General features: G+C 53.6%; 27 protein-coding genes. 14 read left to right on the top strand and 13 right to left on the bottom strand.

Annotated features, from left to right (window positions below):
* Positions 1-132 precede the first annotated feature (132 nt).
* Positions 133-711, bottom strand: a complete 579-nt coding sequence (locus FDW98_RS04405) for a CoA pyrophosphatase (protein ID WP_096756715.1) — start codon at positions 709-711, stop codon at positions 133-135.
* Between the two features lie 3 nt (positions 712-714).
* The gene (gene pabB / locus FDW98_RS04400; RefSeq protein ID WP_170975195.1) at positions 715-2076 is read right to left on the bottom strand and encodes an aminodeoxychorismate synthase component 1; all 1362 of its coding nucleotides are present in this window, start codon (positions 2074-2076) and stop codon (positions 715-717) included.
* 83 nt (positions 2077-2159) lie between these two features.
* Between pabB and FDW98_RS04395 the strand changes: the two genes are divergently transcribed.
* On the top strand, positions 2160-2345 hold the full coding sequence (locus tag FDW98_RS04395) for a YoaH family protein (RefSeq protein WP_096756717.1): 186 nt from the start codon (positions 2160-2162) through the stop codon (positions 2343-2345).
* A gap of 6 nt (positions 2346-2351) precedes the next feature.
* Here the strand turns inward: FDW98_RS04395 and FDW98_RS04390 are convergent, their stop codons facing one another.
* Entirely contained in the window at positions 2352-2696 is a 345-nt protein-coding gene (locus FDW98_RS04390; protein WP_096756718.1) for a RidA family protein, read from the bottom strand.
* Between the two features lie 142 nt (positions 2697-2838).
* On the opposite strand from FDW98_RS04390, the gene FDW98_RS04385 reads away from it, so the two are divergent.
* The 5 genes from FDW98_RS04385 to rnd all read left to right on the top strand — a co-directional run bounded on the left by FDW98_RS04385 (position 2839) and on the right by rnd (position 9283).
* Complete coding sequence (locus FDW98_RS04385) at positions 2839-4749, top strand: ATP-dependent DNA helicase (RefSeq protein WP_096756719.1); 1911 nt, start codon at positions 2839-2841, stop codon at positions 4747-4749.
* 58 nt (positions 4750-4807) lie between these two features.
* Positions 4808-5503 carry a tRNA (adenosine(37)-N6)-threonylcarbamoyltransferase complex dimerization subunit type 1 TsaB gene (gene tsaB / locus FDW98_RS04380; RefSeq protein WP_096756720.1) on the top strand — a complete coding sequence of 232 codons (696 nt, stop codon included), beginning with the start codon at positions 4808-4810 and terminating at the stop codon, positions 5501-5503.
* 105 nt (positions 5504-5608) lie between these two features.
* Entirely contained in the window at positions 5609-6193 is a 585-nt protein-coding gene (locus FDW98_RS04375; protein ID WP_096756721.1) for a Slp family lipoprotein, read from the top strand.
* 204 nt (positions 6194-6397) lie between these two features.
* The gene (fadD, locus tag FDW98_RS04370) at positions 6398-8083 is read left to right on the top strand and encodes a long-chain-fatty-acid--CoA ligase FadD (RefSeq protein WP_137398743.1); all 1686 of its coding nucleotides are present in this window, start codon (positions 6398-6400) and stop codon (positions 8081-8083) included.
* Between the two features lie 84 nt (positions 8084-8167).
* The gene (gene rnd, locus FDW98_RS04365) at positions 8168-9283 is read left to right on the top strand and encodes a ribonuclease D (RefSeq protein ID WP_137398742.1); all 1116 of its coding nucleotides are present in this window, start codon (positions 8168-8170) and stop codon (positions 9281-9283) included.
* A 134-nt stretch (positions 9284-9417) separates the two neighbouring features.
* On the opposite strand, the gene minE is transcribed toward rnd, so the two are convergent.
* Genes minE through minC form a run of 3 tightly spaced genes read right to left on the bottom strand, consistent with a single transcriptional unit; the run spans position 9418 to position 11231 of the window.
* Positions 9418-9684 carry a cell division topological specificity factor MinE gene (gene minE / locus FDW98_RS04360; RefSeq protein ID WP_096756724.1) on the bottom strand — a complete coding sequence of 89 codons (267 nt, stop codon included), beginning with the start codon at positions 9682-9684 and terminating at the stop codon, positions 9418-9420.
* 3 nt (positions 9685-9687) lie between these two features.
* Positions 9688-10500: a septum site-determining protein MinD gene (gene minD / locus FDW98_RS04355; protein WP_096756725.1), complete on the bottom strand. Its 813-nt coding sequence runs from the start codon at positions 10498-10500 to the stop codon at positions 9688-9690.
* A 23-nt stretch (positions 10501-10523) separates the two neighbouring features.
* Positions 10524-11231, bottom strand: coding sequence for a septum site-determining protein MinC (gene minC, locus FDW98_RS04350; protein WP_096756726.1), 708 nt, complete (start codon positions 11229-11231; stop codon positions 10524-10526).
* Between the two features lie 126 nt (positions 11232-11357).
* On the opposite strand from minC, the gene FDW98_RS04345 reads away from it, so the two are divergent.
* The 3 genes from FDW98_RS04345 to FDW98_RS04335 all read left to right on the top strand — a co-directional run bounded on the left by FDW98_RS04345 (position 11358) and on the right by FDW98_RS04335 (position 12919).
* Positions 11358-11651, top strand: a complete 294-nt coding sequence (locus tag FDW98_RS04345; RefSeq protein WP_096756727.1) for a YcgL domain-containing protein — start codon at positions 11358-11360, stop codon at positions 11649-11651.
* 69 nt (positions 11652-11720) lie between these two features.
* Positions 11721-12380, top strand: coding sequence for a fumarylacetoacetate hydrolase family protein (locus FDW98_RS04340; RefSeq protein WP_096756728.1), 660 nt, complete (start codon positions 11721-11723; stop codon positions 12378-12380).
* A 92-nt stretch (positions 12381-12472) separates the two neighbouring features.
* Entirely contained in the window at positions 12473-12919 is a 447-nt protein-coding gene (locus tag FDW98_RS04335) for a YcgN family cysteine cluster protein (protein ID WP_196209307.1), read from the top strand.
* A gap of 29 nt (positions 12920-12948) precedes the next feature.
* Here FDW98_RS04335 and FDW98_RS04330 read toward each other — a convergent pair whose 3' ends face one another.
* From FDW98_RS04330 to nhaB, 3 genes are all read right to left on the bottom strand, one after another.
* On the bottom strand, positions 12949-13290 hold the full coding sequence (locus tag FDW98_RS04330) for a DUF1971 domain-containing protein (protein ID WP_096756729.1): 342 nt from the start codon (positions 13288-13290) through the stop codon (positions 12949-12951).
* Positions 13291-13400: 110 nt separating this feature from the next.
* Positions 13401-13931, bottom strand: a complete 531-nt coding sequence (dsbB, locus tag FDW98_RS04325; protein ID WP_096756730.1) for a disulfide bond formation protein DsbB — start codon at positions 13929-13931, stop codon at positions 13401-13403.
* A 141-nt stretch (positions 13932-14072) separates the two neighbouring features.
* Complete coding sequence (gene nhaB / locus FDW98_RS04320) at positions 14073-15614, bottom strand: Na(+)/H(+) antiporter NhaB (RefSeq protein ID WP_096756731.1); 1542 nt, start codon at positions 15612-15614, stop codon at positions 14073-14075.
* Positions 15615-15851: 237 nt separating this feature from the next.
* On the opposite strand from nhaB, the gene fadR reads away from it, so the two are divergent.
* On the top strand, positions 15852-16571 hold the full coding sequence (gene fadR / locus FDW98_RS04315; RefSeq protein ID WP_096756732.1) for a fatty acid metabolism transcriptional regulator FadR: 720 nt from the start codon (positions 15852-15854) through the stop codon (positions 16569-16571).
* 102 nt (positions 16572-16673) lie between these two features.
* Here the strand turns inward: fadR and FDW98_RS04310 are convergent, their stop codons facing one another.
* A complete protein-coding gene (locus tag FDW98_RS04310; protein ID WP_096756733.1) occupies positions 16674-18206 on the bottom strand; it encodes a SpoVR family protein in 1533 nt (510 codons plus the stop codon).
* Positions 18207-18528: 322 nt separating this feature from the next.
* On the opposite strand from FDW98_RS04310, the gene FDW98_RS04305 reads away from it, so the two are divergent.
* Both FDW98_RS04305 and dadX read left to right on the top strand, forming a co-directional pair.
* A complete protein-coding gene (locus FDW98_RS04305) occupies positions 18529-19827 on the top strand; it encodes a D-amino acid dehydrogenase (RefSeq protein ID WP_096756734.1) in 1299 nt (432 codons plus the stop codon).
* A 12-nt stretch (positions 19828-19839) separates the two neighbouring features.
* Positions 19840-20910, top strand: coding sequence for a catabolic alanine racemase DadX (gene dadX, locus FDW98_RS04300; RefSeq protein WP_096756735.1), 1071 nt, complete (start codon positions 19840-19842; stop codon positions 20908-20910).
* A 103-nt stretch (positions 20911-21013) separates the two neighbouring features.
* Here the strand turns inward: dadX and FDW98_RS04295 are convergent, their stop codons facing one another.
* Both FDW98_RS04295 and ldcA read right to left on the bottom strand, forming a co-directional pair.
* The gene (locus tag FDW98_RS04295) at positions 21014-22747 is read right to left on the bottom strand and encodes a potassium/proton antiporter (RefSeq protein WP_096756736.1); all 1734 of its coding nucleotides are present in this window, start codon (positions 22745-22747) and stop codon (positions 21014-21016) included.
* Positions 22748-22844: 97 nt separating this feature from the next.
* A complete protein-coding gene (ldcA, locus tag FDW98_RS04290; RefSeq protein WP_096756737.1) occupies positions 22845-23759 on the bottom strand; it encodes a muramoyltetrapeptide carboxypeptidase in 915 nt (304 codons plus the stop codon).
* Positions 23760-23857: 98 nt separating this feature from the next.
* Here ldcA and emtA point away from each other — a divergent pair, with 98 nt between their 5' ends.
* Positions 23858-24469, top strand: coding sequence for a membrane-bound lytic murein transglycosylase EmtA (gene emtA, locus FDW98_RS04285; RefSeq protein WP_096756738.1), 612 nt, complete (start codon positions 23858-23860; stop codon positions 24467-24469).
* Positions 24470-24480: 11 nt separating this feature from the next.
* On the opposite strand, the gene FDW98_RS04280 is transcribed toward emtA, so the two are convergent.
* Positions 24481-25215, bottom strand: coding sequence for a flagellar brake protein (locus FDW98_RS04280; RefSeq protein WP_096756739.1), 735 nt, complete (start codon positions 25213-25215; stop codon positions 24481-24483).
* Positions 25216-25413: 198 nt separating this feature from the next.
* Between FDW98_RS04280 and FDW98_RS04275 the strand changes: the two genes are divergently transcribed.
* Entirely contained in the window at positions 25414-25668 is a 255-nt protein-coding gene (locus FDW98_RS04275) for a GlsB/YeaQ/YmgE family stress response membrane protein (RefSeq protein WP_096759380.1), read from the top strand.
* Positions 25669-25705: the final 37 nt, after the last annotated feature.

Below are 25705 nucleotides of genomic sequence, written 5' to 3'. Positions count from 1 at the left end.
CGCATAGTGTAAGAGGGAACGCGGCGATCGGCTTAACTATTCACATGAATTAAACTAATAGATAACCGCGGTTTTACTAATGTTGTGACCGGCGTTTCAGGTTGTGTCTGCGGTGCGTAAAGATAAGTATAGTCAGGGCTTCACACCAATTTGCAGCGCCAGCTCACGAATTATCCCGGCGGTCATTCCCCAGACGAAATAATGCTCATACCAGGAAAGCCAGACGCGATGCGAGTCACCCCGGCGGTAGATATCTAAGGGGTGATAACGACCCAGATGCAACGCTTGCGCCAGCGGCATTTCGAATACTGCAGAGACTTCATCTTCGCTTGCACGATAGGGCAGATTAGGCGGGATAATACCTACCACTGGCGTGACCTGAAAACCGGTGACGCTATCCACCGGCGGCAGGACGCCAATCACCTCAACGCACGAAGGAGGAATGGCCACTTCCTCCTCGGCTTCTCGTAGCGCGGCGGCAATCAGCGACACGTCGCTGCTGTCTACAGCTCCGCCCGGGAAGGCAACCTGTCCGGCATGTTTACGCAAATGCACCGAGCGTTGGGTTAACAGCAATCCCGGCTGTGGGCGGCGAACGACCGGGATCAGCACGGCGGCCTGGCGCTGGTTTAACGCTTCATGATTGACCTGCGGGCGCAGAAGAAGAAAGCGCGATAAAAAGTCATCAAGCGTCAGGCTGCTGTTTTCCACGGTTCAGTTCTCCAGTTGGTGCAAAATACGGTTCACTTTATCAAACGTTTCCTGATATTCCGCGTCTTCCTGACTGTCCGCAACAACTCCACCGCCAGCCGAACAGTAAAGCTGTCCGTCGGTGGCCGTCAGGGTGCGGATGGTAATACTGGTATCCATATTGCCGCAAAAGCTCAGATAGCCGACGCTGCCGCACCAGGCGTTACGTCTGTGCGGTTCCAGTTCGTCAATAATTTCCATCGCCCGCACCTTTGGCGCGCCGGTAATGGAACCACCAGGGAAGGCGGCGCGCAGCAGATCCGTGGCGTGCAGCGATTCCGGCAAACGCGCCGTAATGGTGCTGACCAGATGGTGCACGGCAGGGAAGGGCTCGACAACAAACAGTTCGGGAACCTCGACCGAACCCGGCACGGCAACGCGACCAATGTCGTTACGCATCAGATCCACGATCATCAGGTTTTCAGCACGATCTTTAGGCGAGTTTGCCAGTCTTTGCGCCTGCTGACGATCGGCATCTGGCGAGTCCAGTCGCGGCAGGGTGCCCTTGATGGGACGCGTCTGGATCTGCCGATTTTCCAACTGAATAAACCGCTCTGGTGACAGGCTGAGGATTGCGCCTTCCTCAAGGCGGATAAACGCACTGAACGGGGCGCGGTTGGCCTGGTTGAGTCGCTCAAAGGCGAGCCATTCATCCCCCTGATACTGCGCCTGAAAACGCTGGGCAAGGTTGACCTGATAGCAGTCCCCGCTGTGCAGATAGCGCTGTACCTGGCGAAACTTTTCGCCGTACTGCGCGCGGCTCATATTGGATTGCCACGCTGACGTTAACATAAAAGGCTCACGCGTTGGCGCGCGCTGGCTTTCCAGCCAGTGGCGGCAGGCCTGCACATCACCGTGGCTGAGCAGCGACACGGTTTGCCGCTGGTGGTCGACAATCAGTGCCCAGTCGTAAATGCCAACCGCCATATCCGGCAGGGTGATATCACGTTCAGCGACATTTGGCAGCGCTTCGAAGCGTCGGCCCAAATCGTAGCCAAACAGGCCCAGCGCCCCTCCCTGGAAGGGAAGATCGGGATTATAATCGGGCCGTATTGCCAGTGAAGTTAGCGCCGAGCGTAACACCGTCATCGGGTCATCAGGCGTGTGCGTGATTCCGTCTTTGTCATGCACTGCGGTGTCTGCATCTCGCGTGACCAGCGTCATCACAGGATCGGCGACCAGAATATCAAAGCGATTATGCGGGTGGTCGGCGTGCCCCGAATGTAGCAGCATCGCCCACGGCAGATGGCTTAAGGTCGAGAAATAGCGTTCAGCGGCGTCCTGACGCCAGGGTAATGTAATTACTGCGGGAGATAACGTTTTCATCAGTCCTGACTCGTTACTACTTTACTGGCTTACTGCCCGGTAGCATGGGATAATTAGCGCAGACAATCTAGCAGGAGTTAACAATGTTTGCAGGTTTACCTTCACTCAGTCATGAACAGCAGCAAAAAGCAGTCGAGCGTATTCACGAACTGATGTCACAGGGGATGAGCAGCGGCGAAGCGATCACTCAGGTCGCGGCTGAAATTCGCGCCACTCATACCGGCGAACGGATCGTGGCGCGTTTTGAAGACGAGGACGAAGACGAGTAACGCTCGTTACACTGCGGCGATAATCTTGATCTCGACTTTGTATTTCGGGTTCATCAACCCGGCCTGTACGGTACAACGCACGGGCGCGTGACCGGCAACGACCCACGCGTCCCAGGCTTTGTTCATGGCGGCGAAGTCGCTTTTGTCCGTCAGGAAAATGGTCGCGTCAAGAATACGTGACTTGTTGCTGCCCTGTTTTTCCAGCACCGCATCAATTTGTGCCAGCGTGTTGGCCGTTTGTTCAAACGCGTCAGCATCCAGGTTTTCCGGTACGCCGGTGTAATACAACGTGTTGTTGTGAATCACCACGTCTGACCAACGATCCTCGGCATCAATGCGCACGATAGTCATAAATTATTCCTCATTTACGTTTTTATTTAATCGGTTTCTGCTGGCGACAAGACTGCCATAATGTTGTGCCCTCGTCACCTCTTCAACTGGCGAAAGACCCGCTGGCCTGACATAATCCCTGTTCAAATGAACAGGGGGTAGTGTGACGGACGATTTTGCAGCAGACGGTCAATTGGCTAAAGCGATACCGGGTTTTAAACCGCGTGAACCACAGCGACAGATGGCCGTCGCCGTCTCGCATGCCATTGAAAAATCACAGCCGCTTGTCGTCGAAGCCGGGACCGGGACCGGGAAAACTTACGCCTACCTTGCGCCTGCACTGCGCGCCGGTAAGAAAGTGATCATTTCTACCGGATCGAAAGCGCTGCAGGATCAACTCTACAGCCGCGATCTCCCTACCGTGGCAAAAGCGCTGAAATTTACCGGCAAACTGGCGTTGCTGAAAGGGCGCTCTAACTACCTGTGTCTGGAACGCCTTGAACAACAGGCGTTGGCGGGCGGTGACCTGCCGGTGCAAACCTTAAGCGACGTGATCCTGCTGCGCTCGTGGTCGAATCAAACCGTTGATGGTGATATCAGCACCTGCGTCAGCGTGGCGGAAGACTCGCACGCATGGCCGCTGGTGACCAGTACCAACGACAACTGTCTGGGCAGCGACTGCCCACTGTATAAAGACTGTTTTGTCGTTAAAGCGCGTAAAAAAGCCATGGATGCCGATGTGGTGGTAGTTAACCATCACCTGTTTCTCGCTGATATGGTGGTGAAAGAGAGCGGGTTCGGGGAGCTGATCCCGGAGGCAGACGTGATGATCTTCGATGAAGCCCATCAGCTACCGGATATCGCCAGCCAGTATTTTGGTCAGTCGCTTTCCAGCCGCCAACTGCTCGATCTGGCCAAAGACATTACCATCGCCTATCGCACCGAGCTAAAAGACACCCAGCAACTGCAAAAATGCGCCGACCGTCTGGCGCAAAGCGCGCAGGATTTCCGTCTACAGCTGGGCGAACCGGGCTATCGCGGTAACCTGCGTGAATTGCTGGCCGATCAGCGCGTCCAGCGGGCATTTTTGCTGCTCGATGACACGCTGGAACTGTGCTATGACGTAGCGAAGCTGTCGCTCGGACGTTCGGCGCTGCTGGATGCCGCGTTCGAGCGCGCCACGCTGTATCGCGCCCGCTTGAAACGCCTGAAGGAGATCAACCAACCGGGATTCAGCTACTGGTATGAATGCACTTCACGGCATTTTACGCTGGCGCTGACGCCACTCACCGTAGCGGATAAATTCAAAGAGGTGATGGACCAAAAACCGGGCTGCTGGATTTTTACTTCCGCTACGCTGTCGGTCAACGACGATCTCCGCCACTTTACCGCGCGACTGGGCATTGAACAGGCTGAATCAATGTTGTTGCCGAGCCCCTTTGACTACACGCGCCAGGCGCTGCTGTGCGTGCCGCGCAATCTCCCGCAAACTAACCAGCCGGGGGCGGCGCGTCAGCTGGCCGCCATGCTGCGCCCCATTATTGAAGCTAACAATGGACGCTGCTTTATGCTGTGTACCTCGCACGCGATGATGCGCGACCTGGCTGAACAGTTTCGTGCCACCATGACGCTCCCGGTCCTGCTACAGGGAGAAACCAGCAAAGGGCAGCTATTGCAGCAGTTTGTCAGTGCGGGCAATGCCCTGCTGGTGGCGACCAGCAGCTTCTGGGAAGGTGTGGACGTACGAGGTGATACGCTGTCGCTGGTTATTATCGACAAGCTGCCGTTTACCTCGCCGGACGATCCGCTGTTAAAAGCGCGGATGGAAGACTGCCGGCTGCGCGGCGGCGATCCGTTTGACGAAGTCCAGCTCCCGGATGCCGTGATCACGCTTAAGCAGGGGGTGGGGCGCTTGATTCGTGACGCTGACGATCGCGGCGTCCTGGTGATTTGTGATAACCGGCTGGTCATGCGACCTTACGGTGCGACATTCCTGGCCAGCCTGCCACCGGCACCCCGCACGCGTGACATTGCCCGCGCGGTTCGCTTTCTTGCCATACCAACGACTGAGTAATTTGTTACAGACTGTGCTAAGATACGCGCCAAATTTATTGATCTGATCACGAAGACCCATGCGAATTCTGGCTATCGATACCGCCACAGAGGCGTGCTCTGTCGCCCTGTGGAATGACGGTAATATCACATCTCATTTCGAGCTTTGCCCTCGAGAGCATACCCAACGCATCCTGCCGCTGGTTCAGGATATCCTGACTGCTGGCAATGTCACATTAACGGATATCGACGCTCTGGCGTTTGGCCGAGGTCCCGGTAGTTTCACCGGCGTGCGTATTGGTATTGGTATTGCTCAGGGGTTGGCGTTAGGGGCGAACTTGCCAATGATCGGCGTGTCCACGCTGGCAACTATGGCGCAGGGGGCCTGGCGCAAAAACGGCGCAACGCGCGTGCTGGCAGCAATTGATGCGCGCATGGGTGAAGTCTACTGGGCCGAATATCAGCGTGATGAGAACGGTATCTGGCACGGCGAAGACACCGAAGCGGTATTAACTCCGGGACAGGTTCATGAGCGACTGCTGCAGCTTTCCGGTGACTGGGTAACGGTCGGCACGGGCTGGCCTGCATGGCCTGAACTCGGTAAAGACAGTGGCCTGATGCTGCGCGATGGCGACGTTTTGCTTCCGGCCGCTGAAGATATGTTGCCTCTCGCCACCCAACTGTTCGCCTCTGGAAAGACGGTAGCGGTTGAACATGCTGAACCGGTTTATTTACGTAACACCGTGGCGTGGAAGAAACTTCCCGGAAAAGAATGAATCTTAGTAGTACATCCCCCGATGCTTTCAAACGGGCTCAACGCGATGAATGCGCAGCAGTTTAAAACTCACCGGGGACAGGCGCTGAGATAAGGGAGTCGCAACATGGCGGTTCAAAAATGGGTATTAAAAGGCGTGTTGACGGGCGCATTGGCGTTCATGCTAAGCGGTTGCGTTACGATTCCTGATGCGATTAAAGGTTCAAGCCCAACGCCGCAACAGGATCTGGTTCGGGTCATGAATGCGCCGCAACTGTACGTCGGACAGGAAGCACGCTTTGGCGGCAAAGTGGTGGACATTCAGAATCAGCAGGGGAAATCCCGACTGGAAATTGCCACCGTGCCTCTCGACAGCGGCGCGCGTCCGATTCTGGGTGAAGCCTCACGCGGGCGTATTTATGCCGATGTTAATGGCTTTCTCGATCCGGTGGATTTCCGCGGACAACTGGTCACCGTCGTAGGGCCTATTAGCGGCACGGTGGACGGTAAAATTGGCAGTACGCCGTATAAGTTCATGCTGATGCAGGTAACCGGTTATAAACGCTGGCATATTACTCAGCAGATCGTGATGCCTCCGCAGCCCATCGATCCCTGGTTCTACGGTGCGCGTGGCTGGCCATACGGCGGCTACGGCGGATGGGGATGGTACAATCCAGGTCCGGCACAGGTTCAGACGATAGTTACAGAATAACTCTTTGATTTATATGTAAAAGAAGCAGCGGCGCGTCCGCTGTTTCTGCATTTATGTGGCTATAAGAAAAATAAATAGTGACGTGCTTCGCAACCTTGTCGTTGTGTAATAAACAAACTGGTACGCTGAGTTAATATTATGTTAACAGTTTGTTTATTGTCTGGGGTTGTGATGACGACGAATACGCATTTTAGAGGTGATGTATTGAAAAAGGTTTGGCTTAACCGTTATCCCGCAGGTGTTCCCGCGGAGATCAATCCTGACCGTTATCAATCCCTGGTGGAACTGTTTGAACATTCAGTCAGGCGCTATGCCGATCAGCCCGCGTTTGTGAATATGGGGGAGGTGATGACCTTCCGCAAACTCGAAGAGCGTAGCCGCGCATTTGCGGCATATTTGCAAGAAGGGCTGGGGCTGAAAAAGGGCGATCGTGTCGCACTGATGATGCCGAACCTGCTGCAGTATCCGGTGGCGCTGTTTGGCATTCTGCGTGCCGGTATGATCGTGGTAAACGTGAACCCGTTGTACACACCGCGTGAACTGGAGCATCAGCTTAATGACAGCGGCGCGGCAGCGATTGTGATCGTGTCCAACTTTGCCCACACGCTGGAGAAAGTGGTCGATAAAACATCGGTTCAGCACGTGATCCTGACGCGAATGGGCGATCAACTCTCAACCGCCAAAGGAACGCTGGTTAACTTTGTTGTGAAGTACATCAAGCGGCTGGTACCGAAATATCACCTGCCTGATGCCATCTCGTTTCGCAGTGCGTTACAAAACGGGTATCGCATGCAGTATGTGAAGCCTGAAGTGGTCTCTGAAGATCTGGCCTTCCTGCAATACACCGGGGGTACAACCGGTGTGGCAAAAGGTGCAATGCTCACCCACCGCAATATGCTGGCGAACCTCGAGCAGGTCCATGCTACTTACGGTCCGTTGCTGCATCCGGGTAAAGAGCTGGTGATCACCGCGCTACCGCTGTATCACATTTTTGCTTTAACGATGAACTGCCTGCTGTTTATTGAGCTTGGCGGTCAAAACGTACTGATCACTAACCCGCGTGATATTCCGGGCCTGGTAAAAGAGCTGGCGAAATACCCGTTTACCGCCATGACCGGCGTCAATACGCTGTTCAACGCCTTGTTGAATAACAAAGACTTCCAGCAACTGGATTTCTCGTCGCTGCATCTTTCTGCGGGGGGCGGTATGCCCGTCCAGCAGGCGGTTGCAGAACGTTGGGTGAAGCTGACCGGCCAATATCTGCTGGAAGGCTATGGCCTGACCGAGTGTTCGCCGCTGGTGAGCGTCAATCCGCATGATATCGACTATCACAGCGGCAGTATTGGCCTGCCGGTTCCCTCCACTGAGGTTAAGCTGGTGGATGATGACGATAACGAAGTCCCGCCGGGCGAGCCGGGTGAACTGTGCGTGAAAGGCCCGCAGGTGATGCTGGGTTACTGGCAGCGCCCGGATGCGACCGATGAAATCGTTAAAGATGGTTGGCTGCACACCGGGGATATTGCGGTGATGGACGACGAAGGCTTCCTGCGTATCGTCGATCGCAAAAAAGATATGATCCTGGTCTCCGGTTTTAACGTTTATCCGAACGAAATTGAAGACGTGGTGATGCAACATCCTGGCGTTCAGGAAGTTGCCGCGGTGGGCGTGCCCTCGGGCAGCACCGGTGAAGCGGTGAAGATTTTTGTCGTGAAGAAAGACGCGTCACTCACCGATGAAGCGCTGATTACGTTCTGCCGCCGTCAGTTGACCGGCTACAAGGTCCCGAAGCTGGTGGAATTCCGTGATGAGTTACCAAAATCTAACGTCGGCAAAATTTTGCGACGAGAATTGCGTGACGAAGCCCGTAGCAAAGTGGACAATAAAGGCTGAGCGTTAAGTCAGTCATCAGAAAGCGCCGGTTAATCCGGCGTTTTTTTTGGCGCAAACCTGAGAGAGCACGATTTGAATTACCAAATGATTACCACGGACGACGCGTTGGCCACGCTGTGCGAAGCCGTTCGTGAGTTTCCGGCGATTGCCCTGGATACTGAATTTGTTCGCACGCGTACCTATTATCCGCAGCTGGGACTCATTCAGCTGTTTGACGGCAAACACGTTGCTCTGATGGATCCGCTGGGGATCACCGACTGGTCGCCGCTGCGCGACATTTTACGCGACACCACGATAACCAAATTCCTGCACGCGGGAAGTGAAGACCTGGAAGTGTTTCTCAACACCTTTGGCGAACTTCCGCAGCCGCTGATTGATACGCAAATTCTGGCCGCGTTTTGCGGTCGCCCGCTGTCGTGGGGATTTGCCGCGATGGTGGAAGAGTTTACGGGCGTGGCGCTGGACAAAAGCGAATCCCGTACGGACTGGCTGGCCCGACCGCTGACTGAGCGTCAGTGTGAGTATGCTGCCGCGGACGTCTGGTATTTATTACCGATCACCGCAAAACTGATGGCTGAAACCGATGCCTCTGGCTGGCTACCGGCCGCGCTGGATGAGTGTCGTTTAATGCAGCAGCGTCGCCAGGAAGTACTGGCGCCTGAGGACGCGTGGCGTGACATTACCAACGCCTGGCAGTTGCGTACCCGTCAGCTTGCCTGCCTGCAACTGCTGGCTGACTGGCGACTGCGTAAAGCGCGTGAACGCGATCTGGCGGTGAATTTCGTGGTACGCGAAGAGCACCTGTGGTCAGTGGCGCGCTATATGCCGGGTAGTCTGGGTGAGCTGGACAGCCTCGGTCTTTCCGGGAGCGAAATTCGCTTCCATGGCAAGACACTGATTTCATTGGTAGAAAAAGCGCAGGCCCTGCCGGAAGCATCGTTGCCTGAACCACTGCTGAACCTGATGGATATGCCGGGCTACCGTAAAGCCTTCAAAGCTATTAAGGCGCTGGTGGCTGACGTGAGCGCGGAACACAATCTCAGCGTGGAGCTGCTGGCCTCCCGCCGTCAGATCAACCAGTTGCTTAACTGGCACTGGAAATTAAAGCCGAAGTCTTCCTTGCCGGAGCTTATTTCCGGCTGGCGTGGCGAGCTGATGACCGAGCGACTTAACGCCCTGTTGCTGGAATATCCACAATAAGCGAGTGTCTGGTGGTTATTCTGGAACCCTGTCTACTGTTTACTCGGTAATAACGCTATTCAGGACGGGTCACTGAAAATAAAAAAGGCAGAATATTCTGCCTTTTTTCGACCACAACTTTTTTACCAAAGCGCTTATTTCGACTCTTCTGCTTCTGGTAATGTCACGTTAAGTTCGAGGATAGAAATATCGCCGTCTTTTTGTTCAAGTTGTACAGTGACCATCTCTGGATCGATTTGTACATACTTACAGATAACGTCGAGAATATCTTTCCTCAACTGCGGTAAATAATGCGGCTCGGCGTCACTACGACGACGTTCCGCAACAATGATCTGCAGTCGCTCTTTAGCGATGTTTGCTGTGTTCTTTTTCCGCGAGAGAAAAAAATCCAGTAATGCCATAACTTATCCTCCGAACAGGCGTTTGAGGAAACCTTTCTTCTCTTCTTCAACGAAGCGGAAAGGACGTTCTTCTCCCAACAGACGGTCTACGGTATCTGCATAAGCTTTGCCAGCATCCGCATTGATGTCGAGGATCACCGGCTCACCCTGGTTAGATGCGCGCAGGACTGACTGATCTTCCGGAATCACACCAACCAGTTTGATGCGCAGAATTTCCAGTACGTCTTCCATGCTGAGCATGTCGCCTCTGTTTACGCGGCCAGGGTTGTAGCGCGTAAGCAGCAGATGCTCTTTAATCGGATCTTCACCATTTTCCGCGCGACGAGATTTCGACGCCAGAATGCCCAGAATACGGTCAGAGTCACGTACTGAAGACACTTCCGGGTTGGTGGTAATAATCGCTTCATCGGCAAAATACAGTGCCATCAGCGCACCGGTTTCAATACCGGCCGGGGAGTCGCAGACGATGAAGTCGAAGTCCATCGATTTCAGATCATCCAGAACTTTTGCGACGCCTTCACGCGTCAGCGCGTCTTTATCGCGAGTCTGTGAAGCCGGAAGAATAAAGAGATTTTCAGTACGCTTATCTTTGATTAGCGCCTGATTTAACGACGCATCGCCCTGAATAACGTTGACGAAGTCGTAAACGACGCGACGTTCGCAACCCATGATCAAATCGAGGTTGCGCAGGCCGATATCAAAATCAATAACGACAGTTTTCTTTCCCTTCTGGGCCAAACCTGTAGCGATGGCCGCGCTGGAGGTGGTTTTGCCAACGCCCCCTTTACCCGAAGTAACAACAATAATGCGTGCCATAGAAATTCCTTGTTAAAAAGGGATCAATTCAACGGTTGAACTGTCAAAGCGTTCTCTGCTAATTGCAGACGCGCCGCTTTGCCATAAAATTCTGCTGGGATTTTATCACTCAGCCAATAAACACCTGCGATAGACACCAGTTCTGCCGTCAGGTGGGTACAAAAAATCTGTGCTTCTCGATCGCCGCTTGCACCCGCCAGTGCACGGCCTCTCATCATGCCATAAACGTGAATATTGCCGTCAGCAATGAGTTCTGCGCCCGCGCTGACGTGGTTTGTAACAATCAGATCACATTGTGGTGCATAAATGCGCTGACCGGAACGAACCGGGACATTTATTAATCGTGTTTTTGTGATGGGAGTAACGTTTTGTACCGGCGCGGCAGGCGCGGGTTCAGCAATGGGGGCAGGGCGCAGCGCTTTTTCTTTACCTTCAGTCAGCAAAGGCAGGCCCATTTCGTCGATCTCTGCTTTGAGTCTGGCATCTTTGCAGCCGCTAACGCCGATAATGCGCAGACCGGTAGATGCGACAACTTTCTGCAGCGTTGGCCAGTTTACCGGGCTTTCAAGGCCACTGACGTTGATCACCACGGGAGCATGTTTTAAAAAAGCAGGAGCCTGCGCGATTTTGTCTTCCAACGCCTGACGAATAACCTCGGGTTCTGACTCGTGCAAGTGAACCACAGATAAGGTGAAGCTACTGCCTTTAAGCTCGATTGGCGTGTTTGACATCCTGGCCTTACTCAATTTGCTATTTATCATCCCCAGCGCGGGGTGATATTCCGAAGACTATAAGGCATGTTATAGTCAGTATTATATTGAGGCAAGCCACCATTCCGTGAATTCAGAGTAAAAGATATGTTTTGTGTGATCTACCGAAGCAGCAAACGTGACCAGACCTATTTATATGTCGAAAAAAAAGACGATTTCTCTCGCGTTCCTGAAGAACTGATGAAAGGTTTTGGTCAGCCGAAACTGGCAATGATTTTACCACTTGATGGTCGCAAGAAACTGGTGAACGCTGACCTTGAAAAAGTAAAACAGGCGTTAACCGAGCAGGGCTATTATTTACAAATCCCGCCACCGCCAGAAGATTTACTCAAACAGCATCTGTCTGTGGCAAAACAAAATATACCAGACGCTAAAGGTTAAACTGTATCCGGCAGCCGCATGTCCCGTCGATGCAGTTCCTGAAATCGAAGACGACGTTAGGGGAAAGTCATGTATCAACATCACAACTGGCATGGTGCTCTGCTGGATTACCCAGTGAGTAAAGTGGTTTGCGTGGGCAGTAATTACGCAAAGCACATTAAGGAGATGGGCAGCGCAACGCCAGATGAACCCGTGCTGTTTATCAAACCGGAAACGGCATTGTGCGATCTGCGCCAACCGCTGGTTATCCCGGCGGATATGGGGGCGGTGCACCACGAAGTTGAGCTGGCGGTGCTGATTGGCGCGACCCTGCGCCAGGCAACGGAAGATCATGTGCGTAAAGCCATTGCCGGTTATGGCGTGGCGCTGGATCTGACCCTGCGCGATATTCAGGGAAAAATGAAGAAAGCGGGGCAGCCGTGGGAGAAAGCGAAGGGCTTTGATAATTCCTGTCCGCTGTCGGGCTTCATTCCGGTATCGGAGTTTAACGGCGATCCGCAAAATACGCTGCTCAGTCTGACGGTAAACGGTGAAACACGTCAGCACGGTTCTACGGCGGACATGATCCATCACATTATTCCGTTGATTGCCTACATGAGTCGTTTCTTCACCCTCAAAGCGGGGGATGTGGTACTGACAGGAACGCCAGAAGGCGTAGGGCCGTTACACAGTGGTGATGAGCTGGCAATCGGTTTTCACGGTCAAACGCTGACGACGAGAGTACTGTAATCTCTTCTTGCCGCCTTTTCGGGCGGCAAAACTTGCATCAACGTGCCAGACTGGTTATAAGGTGCAGCTTTATTGCAATAGCGGATACCCTGATGAGCGACATACCTTTCTGGCAAAGCAAAACCCTGGATGAAATGACCGATGCCGAGTGGGAGTCATTATGCGACGGATGTGGTCAATGCTGCCTGCATAAGCTGATGGATGAAGACACCGACGAAATCTATTTTACCAACGTCGCCTGTAAGCAGCTCAATATTAAAACCTGCCAGTGCCGTAACTACGAACGTCGTTTCGAATACGAGCCTGATTGCATCAAGCTGACGCGTGACAATTTGCCAACTTTTGAATGGCTACCGATGACCTGCGCGTATCGTCTGCTTGCGGAAGGGAAAGGGCTGCCGGACTGGCACCCGCTACTGACTGGCTCGAAAGCCGCGATGCACGGTGAGCGTATTTCAGTCCGTCATATTGCGGTGAAAGAATCAGAAGTACACGACTGGCAGGATCACATTTTGAACAAACCTTCATGGGCGGACTGAGCCGCCCATCGGTTAACAGGCGCTAAAGATTAAGACTTTTTCGCCTGATACATCTCATCTGAGTGGTTGTCATCTTCAACCCAGAAATTAATGTTGAACTGCGCGTCGTCGCTTAATTCAACACGATGCCAGTACTGCGGTGGGCTGGTCGCAAACTGACCGGCATTTATCACCACTTTCACTTCAGGCTCTTTCGCTTCTTCATTCGCAAAGCCGTAATACGTTACTGTACCTTCCATCACGCAAAGCTGTCCAAAGACGCCTGCTGCGGTGTTATGGTGGGAAAGCAGTGCGGCTGGGACAGTGTCTTTTGTGAAAAAGGGAGTAGAGCGTTTAACTTTCCAGTTTGCCGGGATGCGTAAATGGGACATGGGACATCTCCTTGGTGTGGCATCTATAAGATGTATTTAATATACATCTTATAGATGCCACCAAGCAATGACATTATGGTAAAAAAAACGCTCCCGAAGGAGCGTCTCTGTTAGCGACCGAAGAGGTCGCGTTTTTTCGGTTTAAACGGTTGGGCAATGACCACCAGCACGGCGACCACCAGGTACGCAGCAAAGATCCCTAATAGCCACTGTGGCATTTCAAGGGTTAAAAAAGACCACTGACGTTCGGCGCAGTCGCCGGATGCCAGGAAAACCTGAGGCAGCCATTTGTCCAGCGGTAACCAGCTCGGAAAGCGTGCCGCAAAATCACAGGTCATGAACGGAGACGGGTGAAGCTGGATCATGGTGTGCTCGTACGCCAACTGCAGACCGCGCCAGGCGCTGTAAATCCAGATAACCATCGCTACATAACGCAGCGGCGTTTTTGGCGCGATAGCACCCACCAGCCCGGCACCCATTACGCCGAATAACGCACTACGTTCGTAAATACACAACACGCAAGGTTTAAGCAGCATCACGTGCTGGAACCAAAGCGCAACGAGTTCCAGCGCCAGGGCGGTTAACGCCAACAATAACCATGCTCCGCGACCGCGGGAGCACTGGTTTAAAAATCGCAACATAATAAATTCCCTGCAACATGCGTAGAGAGCGCAGTTTAAACCAATTCAATTTATGCGCCACTAGCAGCTATTGAAATATTGTGTAATCGGATAATTATCATGCAAAAAGTCAAACCGGGCAGTGATTTGCCCGGTAAGTTGTTATGAAAGTGTAGCTAACCAGCCTATTTGCGTCATCCACTCGGTCACCGGGACGAGGGTGAATTCCACGCACAAAAGACCGACCAGCGTCAGTACGAGGGTATACGGCAGCGCCATCCATACCATGCGGCCATAGGAGAGGCGAATCAACGGTGCCAGTGCGGAAGTCAGCAGGAACAGGAATGCGGCCTGGCCATTCGGGGTTGCGACGGAAGGCAGGTTAGTCCCGGTATTAATCGCCACGGCTAACAGTTCGAACTGGTTCAGGCTGATGGTCCCGTGCTCCATCGCCGCTTTGGCTTCGTTAATGTAAATCGTGCCTACAAAGACGTTATCGGAGATAGAAGAAAGCAGACCGTTAAAGAGGTAGAACAGAGTGAGCTGGGCATGCTCTGAAGCCTGTAAAACAAAATGAATAATCGGAGCGAACAATTGCTGATCGATAATTACGGCCACAATTGAGAAGAACACGGTCAGCAGCGCGGTGAACGGCAGTGACTCGGTGAATGCCTTGCCGATAGCATGTTCATCAGTGACCCCCGTTAAGGACGTCGCCAGGATGATAACCGACAGGCCTATCAGTCCAACTTCGGCCAGATGCAGGGCCAGGGCGATAACCAGCCAGACGCCGATAATCGCCTGGACAATCAGTTTGATCCTGTCCTGGCGGGTACGCTGCTGGCGGCTTTGATCGTCATATTGCTGCAGAACGTCACGCACCTTTTCAGGCAATGTTTCACCATAGCCAAACCAACGTAATTTCTCGACCAGCATGCAGGTTAGCAGTCCGCAGATCAGCACCGGGACGGTGACCGGGGACATCCGCAGGAAGAAATCCCCGAAATGCCAGCCCGCCGCTTTGGCGATAATCAGGTTTTGCGGTTCACCAACCATGGTCATCACGCCGCCTAACGCCGTGCCGACGCCGGCATGCATCATCAGGCTGCGCAGAAAACCGCGGAACTGCTCGAGCACGGCTTTATTGTGCTGATCAATATGGCTGTCATCGAGCATATTATCTTCCCCACGGGAAGAGGCGATGCGGTGGTAAATGCCATAAAAACCGACCGCCACGCTTATCACGACGGCGACCACGGTCAATGCATCGAGGAACGCGGACAGGAAGGCGGCGGCTACGCAGAAGGACAGCGACAGCAGCATTTTAGAGCGAATGCTCAGCAGCAATCGGGTAAAAATAAACAGCAGTAACTGCTTCATAAAGTAGATGCCCGCCACCATAAACATCAGCAGCAATAACACCTCAAGATTGGCGGCAATCTCTTCACGCACGTGCGTGGCGCTGGTCATGCCAATGACGACGGCTTCAATCGCCAGCAGGCCACCCGGCAGCAGCGGATAACACTTGAGCGCCATTGCCAGCGTAAAGATGAACTCAGCCACCAGCAGCCACCCGGCAACGAACGGGTTGATGAAGAAAATAATCGGGTTAACGATTAAGAAGGATAATAATGCGAGTTTGTACCAGTCCGGCGACTGGCCTAAAAAGTTGCGCCACAGCGCGCGACCCCAGGATAGCTCCATGGCAGTTTCCCTTACCTGTAAAAATGAAATCATGTTTTTATGTTTGACGGCAAAGCTTAGCGGGAGGAGGGAACGCAGGCAAGCTCTTCACGTGCTTCGTCGCGCCAATTGCGCCCCAGCGTTATCTGGAAAATGAAGCCTTGATCCACTTTTTCTTCATTGCCTCAGCTATCAGCCATCAGACCCGTCTGGTATGATGTGTGTAACTATGTTTTGCTGTGTAATGGAATTATTACTATGGTCATTAAGGCGCAAAGCCCAGCGGGGTTCGCGGAAGAGTACATCATTGAAAGTATCTGGAATAACCGCTTCCCCCCAGGCACTATTTTGCCCGCTGAACGTGAACTCTCTGAACTTATCGGAGTAACACGCACCACGCTACGCGAAGTGTTACAGCGCCTGGCGCGGGACGGCTGGTTGACCATTCAGCACGGCAAACCGACGAAAGTGAATAATTTCTGGGAAACGTCAGGACTGAATATTCTTGAAACGCTGGCGCGCCTCGATCACGAGAGCGTTCCGCAGCTCATTGATAATCTGCTGTCGGTGCGTACCAACATCTCAACAATCTTCATTCGCACCGCATTCCGCCAACATCCGGACAAAGCGCAGGAAGTGCTGGCGACGGCAAATCAGGTGGCCGACCACGCTGACGCTTTTGCTGACCTTGACTACAACATTTTCCGCGGCCTGGCATTCGCGTCCGGCAATCCGATTTACGGCCTGATCCTCAACGGCATGAAGGGATTGTATACCCGTATTGGTCGTCATTATTTCGCCAATCCGGAAGCCCGCGGTCTGGCACTGAGTTTCTACCGTAAGCTGTCATTGCTCTGCGAGCAGGGCTCCCATGACCAGGTGTATGAAACGGTGCGCAGTTACGGTCACGACAGCGGCGAGATTTGGCATCGCATGCAGAAAAACCTGCCCGGCGATTTAGCCATTCAGGGCCGTTAATCACTCAATGCCGGATGGCGGTGTGAACACCTTATCCGGCCTACGTGGATGTCTAGTGTAGGCCGGATAAGACGCTTTCGCGTCGCCATCCGGCAATAAGATTCACAGACCGTTCATTCTCGGCGGGCAACGTTCCAGCAGCTCCACGCTGCCATCTTCATTCTGTTGCTCCAGCGTCACGTCAAAACCCCATAACCGATGGACGTGCTTCAGCACCTCTTTGCGACCCTTATCCAGCGGGGCGCGATTATGCGGGATATAGCGCAGTGTGAGAGAGCGATCGCCGCGCAAATCGACATTCCATACCTGAATGTTTGGCTCCAGGTTGCTCAGGTTATACTGCGACGACAGCCGGTTACGAATTTCACGGTATCCCTCTTCGTTATGAATTGCTGAGATTTCCAGATAATTATGTCTGTCATCGTCCAACACGGTGAACAGGCGGAAATCACGCATCACCTTCGGTGACAGGAACTGGCTGATAAAACTCTCATCTTTAAAATCACGCATCGCGAAGTGCAGGGTTTCCAGCCAGTCAGAACCGGCGATATCCGGGAACCAGTATTTGTCTTCCTCGGTCGGGGACTGACAAATACGTTTGATGTCCTGGAACATGGCGAATCCGAGCGCATAGGGGTTTATCCCGCTATACCACGGGCTGTTGTACGGCGGCTGGAACACCACATTGGTATGGCTGTGTAGAAACTCCAGCATAAACCGCTCGGTCACTTTGCCTTCATCGTACAGGTGGTTAAGGATGGTGTAATGCCAGAATGTCGCCCAGCCTTCGTTCATCACCTGGGTCTGTTTCTGCGGATAAAAATACTGGCTCACTTTGCGCACGATACGCAGCACTTCACGCTGCCAGGACTCCAGCAGCGGGGCATTTTTTTCCATAAAGTACAGCAGGTTTTCCTGGGGTTCAGAAGGATAACGCCGCGCTTCAAACACGGTTTTCTCTTCCTCTTTTTTCGGCAAGGTACGCCACAGCATATTTACCTGACTTTGCAGATATTCTTCGCGGCTTTTTTGCCGCGCTTTCTCTTCCTGCAATGAAATTTTTTGCGGGCGTTTATAGCGATCGACACCGTAGTTCATCAGTGCATGGCAGGAATCGAGCAGTTTTTCGACTTCGTCGACGCCGTAGCGCTCTTCACACTGGGTAATGTAGTTTCGGGCAAAAATCAGATAATCAACAATGGAGCTGGCATCCGTCCAGCTACGGAAAAGGTAGTTGTTCTTGAAGAAGGAGTTATGCCCATAGCAGGCGTGTGCCATCACCAGCGCCTGCATGGTGATGGTGTTCTCCTCCATCAGATACGCGATACACGGGTTGGAGTTGATGACAATCTCATAAGCCAGCCCTTGCTGACCGTGCTTATACAGACGTTCGGTTTCAATAAATTTTTTACCAAACGACCAGTGGGTATAGTTAATCGGCATCCCGACGCTGGAGTAGGCATCCATCATCTGCTCGGAGGTAATGACCTCGATTTGGTGCGGATAGGTCTCCAGTCGGTAGAGTTTTGCCACGCGGTCTATTTCCGCCAGATAGACATCCAGCAGATCAAACGTCCAGTCGGGTCCATCGCTCAACCGTGTGGTGTCCTTGTTCATGGAATCAATCGTAGCCATTCGCGCACCCTCATTGTTGGCGGCACTCTCTGTCTGGAGTACCTCATTTCAAGCATAGAACACGGTGTTAAAAAACGTGCTGCGGCAGAAAATTTTTCTTTGCGATATCACGTTAATCCAACATCGAAAAACAGGATGTTCACGAAATTTTATGCTGGATAAAAATGACGCACAGCAGGAGATCCTAAAGCAGAGACATCCCTGTCATTACCGCTATGTGTGAGGTACATCACCATAAAAAAGCCATATGTTGAATAATATTTTCAACTGAGTTATCAAGATGTAATTAGATGATTATTCTTTTACTGTTAACGGAGTGGCTATGCGAGTTGTCATACTGGGAAGTGGTGTCGTTGGCGTGACCAGCGCCTGGTATTTAAGTCAGGCTGGACACGATGTCACCGTCATTGATCGTGAGCCCGGTCCGGCGCTGGAAACCAGTGCGGCGAATGCGGGGCAAATCTCTCCAGGCTATGCAGCACCGTGGGCGGCACCCGGCGTACCGCTAAAAGCGATTAAATGGATGTTTCAACGCCATGCGCCGTTGGCCGTTCGCCTTGACGGCACGCAGTTCCAACTGAAATGGATGTGGCAGATGCTACGCAACTGTGACACCAGTCATTACATGGAAAACAAAGGTCGTATGGTGCGTCTGGCGGAATATAGCCGTGATTGCCTGAAGGCGCTGCGAGCCACTACCGGCATTGAATATGAAGGTCGTCAGGGCGGGACGCTGCAGCTATTCCGTACCGCGCAGCAGTATGAGAACGCCACGCGCGACATCGCCGTTCTGGAAGATGCGGGTGTGCCATATCAACTGCTGGAAGCCCATCGCCTCGCGGAAGTGGAACCGGCGCTGGCCGAAGTGGCGCATAAGCTGACCGGCGGGCTGCGTCTACCGAATGACGAAACCGGCGACTGTCAGCTGTTTACCCAACGCCTGGCACAAATGGCGGAGCTGGCAGGGGTTAAATTCCGCTTCAACACACCGGTTGATAAGCTGCTGAGCGATGGCGAGCAGATTTATGGCGTGCAATGCGGTAAGGAAATTATCAAAGCCGATGCTTATGTGATGGCGTTTGGCTCTTACTCCACGGCTATGCTGAAAGGGATGGTCGATATTCCGGTTTACCCACTCAAAGGTTATTCGCTGACCATTCCGATCGCGGAGGACGACGGCGCGCCGGTGTCGACTATCCTTGATGAAACCTACAAAATTGCCATTACCCGTTTTGATAACCGTATCCGCGTGGGCGGCATGGCGGAGATCGTGGGCTTCAATACTGAATTATTACAGCCGCGACGTGAAACGCTGGAAATGGTGGTGCGCGATCTCTTCCCGCGCGGAGGGCATGTGGAGCAGGCCACCTTCTGGACCGGGCTGCGGCCGATGACGCCGGACGGCACGCCGGTAGTCGGGCGTACCCGTTTTAAGAACCTGCTGCTCAACACTGGTCACGGTACGCTGGGCTGGACCATGGCCTGCGGATCGGGACAGTTGCTGAGCGATATTCTTTCTGGTCGCACGCCCGCCATCCCTTACGATGACCTGAGCGTGGCGCGTTACAGCCCAGGATTTTCGCCGTCACGTCCACGACATTTACACGGCGCACATAGCTGAGAAGGACGCGAGATGACCCGCCCAATACTGGCCAGCATTGACCTGCAGGCGTTGAAACAAAATTTAGGCATTGCGCGGCAGGCCGCACCGGACGCCCGCGTCTGGTCGGTGGTAAAAGCCAATGCTTATGGACATGGCATTGAGCGCGTCTGGAATGCGCTGGGGACCACCGACGGTTTCGCCATGCTGAATCTGGAAGAAGCGATAACGCTGCGCGAGCGTGGCTGGAAAGGCCCGATCTTAATGCTGGAAGGTTTTTTCCACGCCGACGATCTGACAGTGTATGACCAATATCGTTTAACCACCTGTGTACACAGCAACTGGCAGCTCAAAGCGTTACAAAATGCCCGACTGAACGCTCCGCTGGATGTATACCTGAAGGTTAACAGCGGCATGAACCGTCTGGGCTTTTTGCCTGAGCGGGTGGCAACCGTCTGGCAACAGCTGCGGGCGATGCCGAATGTGGGTGAGATGACGCTGATGTCGCACTTTGCTGATGCCGAACATCCGGACGGTATTCAGGACGCGATGGCGCGTATTGCACAGGCGACGGAAGGGCTTGAATGCCGACGTTCGCTGTCAAACTCCGCCGCCACGCTGTGGCACCCGGAAGCCCATTTCGACTGGGTACGCCCGGGTATTATTTTGTACGGCGCCTCTCCGTCAGGGCAATGGCGGGACATCGCCAACACCGGTCTCAAACCGGTAATGAGCCTGAACAGCGAGGTCATCGGGGTGCAAACGCTGAAGGCCGGTGACAGGGTCGGCTACGGTGGGCGTTACACCGCACGCGGTGAACAACGTATCGGGATTGTGGCGACCGGCTATGCCGATGGATATCCGCGCCATGCACCGAGCGGCACGCCGGTGCTGGTGGACGGTGTCCGTACCGGGACGGTCGGCACGGTGTCGATGGATATGCTGGCAGTGGATCTGACGCCATGTCCTCAGGCAGGCATTGGTACGCCGGTAGAGCTGTGGGGCAAAGAGATCAAAATCGACGATGTGGCTACCGCGGCCGGTACGGTGGGGTACGAGTTGATGTGCTCGCTGGCGCTGCGCGTACCAGTTCTGACGGTGTAACTTTTGTAAAGTTGCCTGATGGCGCTGCGCTTATCAGGCCTACAATAGCAGTACATTTGTAAGCCGGGTAAGGCGCAGCCGCTACCCGGCAAAAACATCACTATTATTCATCCTCATCTTCTGCCACGCGAACGCCGACTTTCAGCACCGAATTATCTTCTTTCTCGGCCACAGTCCAGATCATCCCGGCAAATTCGACCTGGTCGCCGACCACCGGTGCGGCGCCTAACAATTGCTGGACGATCTCACCCAGTGTCTGCTGCTTATCGCGATATTCAGTGCCATCTTCCAGCCCGTAAATCAGCGCCACGTCGGCGTATTTGGCGCTGGCTTCGAGAATAAAGTCACCAAAGAAACGCTGGTCTAACGCGACCGGCGGCGACTGGCTGAACAGCTTGCCTAATGCGGGAAGATCGCGCTCGCGACCAATAACGCACAGCACGTCACCTTCGCGCAGGCGGGTGCTGCCCGACGGATGAAACAGCACGTTGTCACGGAACAGCGCGGCAATTCGCGTCTCGTCTGGCATATGCAGGTCGCGTAGTGCGGCCCCCACACACCATTTATCTGCACTCAGTTGATAAACAAACTGCTCCCAGGGATTGTCAGGATGAATATCCAGACCAATACGCGAAACGGGCCAGCCGACCGGTGGAACCACCACTTTGGCTTTTTTGGCAGCCCACGAGAGCGATGTTCCCTGAAACAACAGCGAAATCAGGACGACGAAGAACGCCACGTTAAAGAACAGACGGGCATTGTCCAGCCCGGCCATCATCGGGAAGACGGCGAGGATGATCGGCACCGCACCGCGCAAGCCGACCCAGCTGATGAAAATGCGCTCACGCAGATTAAAACCCCGGAACGGCAGCAGCCCGGCGAACACCGACAGCGGGCGGGCAACGAAAATCATCCAGGCAGACAAAATCAGCGCCGGAATGGCAATGGGCAGCAGGTCGGACGGCGTCACCAGCAGACCCAGTACCAGGAACATGGCGATTTGCGCCAGCCAGGCCAGGCCGTCAAAGTTTTGTAGAATACCGAACCGGTTGCGAATGGGGCGATTACCCAACAGGAAACCACACAGGTAGACCGCCAGAATACCGCTGCCTTCCAGTGCGGTGGTGAGGGCAAAAATCAGGATCCCGCCGCTTAACGCCAGCAGTGGATACAATCCGGCAGGCAGCGAGATCCGGTTAATCATTTGCTGGAGCAGATAACCGCCACCCAGACCCAGCGCAATACCCAGACCGAACTGTTGAATAATATGCACCGCGAACATCCAGCTTAAGCCGGTCTCGTGGTTTTGGATCATTTCAATTAGCGTGATGGTCAGAAACACCGCCATCGGGTCATTGCTGCCCGATTCTATTTCCAGCGTCGAGCCGACACGTTCGTTCAGACCCTTCCCACCGAGCAGGGAAAACACCGCTGCGGCGTCGGTTGAGCCAACAATCGCGCCAATCAATAAACCCTCGATGAGATCCAGATGAAACAGCCACGCGGCCATCATGCCGGTTAAGCCGGAGGTAATCAGCACGCCCACGGTCGCCAGCGATAATGCCGGACCGAGCGCTACGCGAAAGGAACTGGCCTGGGTGCGCATCCCGCCATCAAGCAGGATAACCGCCAGCGCCAGGTTACTCACCATGTAGGCGAAAGGGTAGTTATCAAAAGGAATACCGCCAATGCCATCTACGCCCGCTAACATACCGATCGCGAGAAATATCACCAGGATCGGGATACCAAGACGTGATGAGAATGAACTGAGTAAGATACTGCAGGTGACGAGAACGGAACCCAAAATAAAAAGGCTAATAATTGCTGCGGCATCCAACGTTCGGTTACTCCTGTATTACGCTGTTTCGTGTTTACAAACCCTATCATAATAGCGGCAGAAACAGCGTTTTACTTAGCCCTGTTAGCCGCTTTTTTTACGATTTCAGCACCGGATGCCCGGTTAAGGTGAGCTGGCTGCTATTTTTCACGTTTTTCAGCACCGCTTTTGCTCCCAGCGGGAGCGTGACGGTACGCTGTTCGTGACCAAAATCGAGACCGCTAATCAACGGTACCGACAGTCTGGCACGCAGAAATGTGCAGACTTCCTCCAGATTGTAGCCAGCGTCGTAATCGTTTGGTGCGCTGCCGCTAAAGCTGCCGAGAATAATGGCGTTCTGACGGGCTAAAACGCCCGCGTGGTACAGTTGCAACAGCATGCGTTCGACGCGGAACGGGTGCTCATTAATGTCTTCCAGCACCAGAATACCGTTATCAATGGCGGGCATATACGGGGTGCCAATCAGCGAAATGAGCATCGCCAGATTACCGCCCCACAGCGTGCCTTCGGTGGCGCAGTCCGGACCATCACCTTGCCAGTCGATAGTAAATTGCGCATTGCGTAACGCCTGCCAGAAATGGTGTTCGGTAAACGCGTTCATTTCTTCGGCACCAAAATTGGCCGCTAACATCGGGCCGCTGAAGGTAATGACGTTGCCTTGTGCCAGCAGGCCGCACTGGATTGCCGTAAAGTCGCTGTGTCCGCAAATGAGCAGTGGGTCGTGTTGCTGGCGGGCGGTCAGTGCCTGCCAGTCAATAGCATCCAGTAAACGGCTGGCGCCATAGCCGCCGCGCACCGCCAGTACAATGGTATCGGGTGTTTTCAGCTCAACCAATGCATTCACATCCGCCAGCCGTTCGGTTTCCGTCCCGGCAAAACGCTGGTAGCGACGTGCAATAACCGCCGAGTTTGTGACCTGATGACCGGCCTCAGTAAGGCGCGAAAGCCCGCGCAATGCCGCTTGCTGGTTGATACAGTAGCCCGAGGGGGCAATTAAGTGAAACCGGGACATGGCATTTCCTTGCTACAACTAAAACCAAATGTATATCATGCCGCGTAGGTATGTCGTTGTCACCTCAGCGACAGGTTCCGGCTATAAGGATAGATGACGTGAAATTGAGATGGTTTGCTTTTTTGGTTGTATTACTTGCGGGCTGTAGTTCAAAACAGGATTACAAAAATCCGCCATGGAATGCTGAAGTTCCGGTTAAACGCGCAATGCAATGGATGCCGATCAGTGAAAAAGCCGGCGCGGCCTGGGGGGTAAGCCCACAATTGATTACGGCCATCATCGCCATTGAATCAGGCGGAAATCCGAATGCGGTCAGTAAATCTAACGCCGTTGGGCTGATGCAGCTCAAAGCCTCTACCTCCGGACGTGATGTCTACCGTCGGATGGGCTGGAGTGGCGAGCCGTCAACCAGTGAGCTGAAAAACCCTGAGCGCAACATCTCCATGGGTGCCGCGTACCTGAATATTCTCGAAACCGGACCATTGGCCGGCATCGAAGACCCACAGGTGATGCAATATGCGCTGGTGGTGTCATATGCCAACGGTGCGGGGGCGTTGCTGCGGACATTCTCCTCCGACAGGAAAAAAGCCATCAACAAAATCAACGATCTCAGTCCGGATGAGTTTATTGAGCATGTGGCTGATAATCATCCGGCGCCGCAGGCTCCGCGTTATATCTGGAAGCTTCAGCAAGCGCTGGATGTGATGTAGTTCGCGTGAGGTTACTCGCGTACCTTGTTGGATTTTTCCCGGGCCTCACGTTCGAGTGAAAAAATAATCCGCTGTAAGTTCCGCTCCACCGCCGGGCTGACGTTGAGAAAACGGAAGCTCAGGCGGGGAGTGGTGATGGTTTCATTTTTCCCGTCGATAACTTTGCGCTCGCTGATGGAAATAAGCTGGGCGTCAACGTGGTACATTCCCCATTGTTCCATGTTGATTTCAACCTGCGAAAAGCGCATGCCCTCCACCAGTCCTTCTGGTTTTGCCTCTTCTAACAGCGCGCCCATCCCGCCGAGCGATAAATCGAACAACCGAAAACGTAAAATGCTGTTGTCCGGCATTTTTGCCGTGCAGTGATAGGGCGGATGCAATGGGGCACCAATACGGAAATATTCCCGGCGCTGGACAAACCACAGCGCGGGCGGCAGCGACGAGATAAATGCCGGCAACCGTTGAAATTCCCCTTTTTTGAGTTGAGGCAGGGTGAACTCGACCTTGGCACCCTGCGTTTCAGCGATGACAGAGACTTGGCTTGCCCGCTGAACGGCCTGGTTTTCATATTCCTGGCTGCCAAAATCCATAACTAATTCATCCGGGCTCACCGCGAGAATTTTGCTGATGAATTGCCCGCCTGACCAGGAGATTCGCAGGGGGATCTGCTGTGAATTTAAGTCGCGGAGAACGCCTAACACCGCCAATGGATTTTGCTTCAGGAACTGCTCATGGTAGTTGCTCACACCTAATGACTCCTGGATGCCTGGTTTGTCGTTGGATTATCGGCATCGCGCGACAGAACTTAATACAAATGGATGAAATTTTTTATTAAGTCCGCTGAACGCAAGCTGTAGAAAAACGCCGGGCGACGGCTTGCCTATACTTAACGTACTGGCGCAGGAATGGCTTGCGCGTGCGTTCATTGGAAAGAGGGCCTGAAAATGGGAATTATTGCCTGGATTATTTTTGGTCTGATTGCGGGTGTTATCGCTAAACTGCTCATGCCGGGGCGCGATGGCGGAGGATTTATTCTGACCTGTATTCTCGGCATTGTCGGGGCTGTGGTCGGCGGATGGCTGGCAACCATGTTTGGTATCGGGGGAGATATCAGCGGGTTTAATCTGCACAGTTTCCTGGTGGCCATCGTCGGTGCCATTCTTGTGCTGGGGATTTTCCGCCTGGTACGGCGAGATTAATTGAGCGGCCCCTGCGGGGGCCGCCTCTCATGGCTAA

The sequence above is a fragment of the Citrobacter sp. wls711 genome (assembly GCF_005281055.1).
Lineage (GTDB): Bacteria > Pseudomonadota > Gammaproteobacteria > Enterobacterales > Enterobacteriaceae > Citrobacter > Citrobacter gillenii.
The sequence above is the reverse complement of the archived record's forward strand: the minus strand, read 5'-3'. Positions and strand labels throughout refer to the sequence as shown.